The 2,451-nt window shown below is 29.7% G+C and carries 2 protein-coding genes; both read right to left on the bottom strand.

The genetic code is table 11. The features are described 5' to 3' along the window. Positions 1-351: 351 nt before the first annotated feature. On the bottom strand, positions 352-909 hold the full coding sequence (locus ACI3VO_RS14810) for a hypothetical protein (RefSeq protein ID WP_439758658.1): 558 nt from the start codon (positions 907-909) through the stop codon (positions 352-354). 126 nt (positions 910-1,035) lie between these two features. Beyond that, on the bottom strand, positions 1,036-2,334 hold the full coding sequence (gene lysA, locus ACI3VO_RS14805; protein WP_439758657.1) for a diaminopimelate decarboxylase: 1,299 nt from the start codon (positions 2,332-2,334) through the stop codon (positions 1,036-1,038). Positions 2,335-2,451 lie beyond the last annotated feature (117 nt).

The raw sequence follows: 2,451 nt of genomic DNA, 5'->3' as shown, positions 1-2,451 counted from the left end.
TTAATTTTACTTGAGCTAACGCTATTAAAGAACTCATTTCATCTATATTTAAATTATCTACCATTGATTTGACTTCTTTAGAACTAAACATATTTGAATGTTGTTGTCGAAACATATTGCACCTCTTTCTTATTTAGGCAACTTATAATACCTAATCTTAAATATTTTTACTTTTATATAAATTCTTGGTTATATTATGTCCTGACAAAATTTTTTTATACATATGTCACAAAATGCTTAAACATATTTACAATAGCTCCGCTTGAATATATATACAATGAAACTTAGAGCATTTCATAACTTCTTTTTGTAAACAAAAAAAGTTACCCTAAGGGCAACTTTTTTTAATATTTATTGAGTAAAAAATTCATTTAGTTTATCTTTTATAGTATCTAAAATTGTTTTATCTGAAGAATCCCCTTCACTATTATTGTAATTCCAATTATTTTGATTTTGGTTTTGTCTCCAAGCATAAAACTCTGCTTCTGCCTTTTGCATATCTTTTCTAGCTACTTCTTTTGCATTTGCCTTTCTTATATTGGCAGCTTCCTCTTCCTCTTCTTGTAGCTTTTCAAGTTCTTTTTTCAATTCGTTTGATTCGACTTTTATCTTTTGAGAGCCGTTATCTATATTTACGATTCTTTCTAAACATTCAATCCCCTTATCGTAAAGCCCTTTATCTTTGTATTTTTCTGCTTTAGACATCTTCATAGCTTGCATATACATAGATCTGGCACTTTCGTTTTTAGGATCCTCTTCAAGTACATCTGATAGATATTTTTGGGCATCATAGTACTCGTGATTTTCTAGAGCCTTTTGTCCTTCTTTAAAAAGAGAATCCTCTTCTCTATTACATCCTACAGAAAAAACTAACACCACAATTAAGATAATTAAATATTTTATTTTCATGATTATTCCTCCATAGATATAAGAGTATTCAATATAACTTCTAATCTAAATCAATTATATAACTACACTATATAAAATATCAATCATCATAATTGTAACCTAGTTATCAGATTTGTAACCTTTTTATTACACTTCTAGAGACAGTAAATCTTCGTAGCTTTGTCTCTTACAAGATAATATATCTTCTCCGTTTTTTACAAATACTACAGGATTTTTTGGTATTTTATTATAGTTTGAAGCCATGGCATATCCATAAGCTCCAGTTGTAGTAGTTATAAGAATATCTCCGCTTTCAATATCTCCTACTTCTGTGTCTGATATCAAAATATCTCCACTTTCACAACATTTACCAGCTATAGTTACTTTATGATTATGTCCAGTTTGATTTATTTTATTCACTATAGCACATTCATATCCTGCTTGATATAGAGAAGGTCTTATATTGTCTGTCATTCCTCCATCTACGCTTACATAAGTTCTTACGTCTTTTATTTCTTTAATAGAACCTACAGTGTAGATTGTACTTCCTGCATTTGCAACTAGTGATCTACCTGGTTCTATTAGTAGTGTTGGAACTTTTATATCTAGTTTTTCGCAAACTTCATTTGCTTTATTTATTATAGCTTCACAGAAGGCACTTATAGTTCTTGGCTTGTCTTCTTTAGTGTAGTAAACACCTATTCCTCCACCTAAGTCTACTTCTGTAAGATTTATATCGTCATTTTTTTCGTTTACTTCTTTTAGTAAGTTTAGCATAACCTCTACTTCATCTAAATAAGGCTCTATTTCAAATATTTGAGAGCCTATATGAGCGTGAATTCCCACAAGCTCTATATTTTTATATTCTTTTACTTTTTCTACAGCCTTGTAGAAGTCTCCATTTACAAGCGCAAATCCAAATTTAGAATCTATTTGTCCAGTCTTTATGTAGTCGTGAGTATGAGCGTCTATTCCTGGAGTAACTCTGAAGTATATTTTTTGAGTCTTGTTGTTTTCTAGGCAAAATTTTTCGATTAAATCTAATTCATAGAAATTATCTACTACAAATCTTCCAACTCCTAATTCTATCCCTAATTTTACTTCATCTACTGTTTTATTGTTTCCATGGAATAATATATTTTCCATAGGCATACCTGCTTTATATGCAGTGTATAATTCTCCGCCTGATACGACATCTAGACAAAGACCCTCTTCTTTGACTACTTTACACATGTATTTAGTTAAAAATGCCTTACCTGCATATGCTACCTTATTTCCATTTTCATTTACTTTAAAAGATTTTATATATTCTCTGCAATTATTTCTTATCAATTCTTCATCAAATACATATAGTGGAGTTTTATATTTTTCTACAAGATCAAGAGTTTTTACTCCACCTATATAAAGGTCATCGTTTTTTATTTCCATACTTCCGTGAAGTTTCATATCGTCCTCCTAAATTCTAGTAATTTTTATACATTAAATTCTTTTGCTATTTCATTTACAGCTACAGCTGTATCTTCAGAGCTTATAGCACAAGTTATTCTTATTTCTGATGTAGTT

The sequence above is a fragment of the Intestinibacter sp. genome (genome assembly GCF_051866655.1).
GTDB lineage: Bacteria > Bacillota > Clostridia > Peptostreptococcales > Peptostreptococcaceae > Intestinibacter.
Note: the sequence above shows the minus strand (reverse complement) of the source record. Positions and strands in the feature narration are given on the sequence as shown.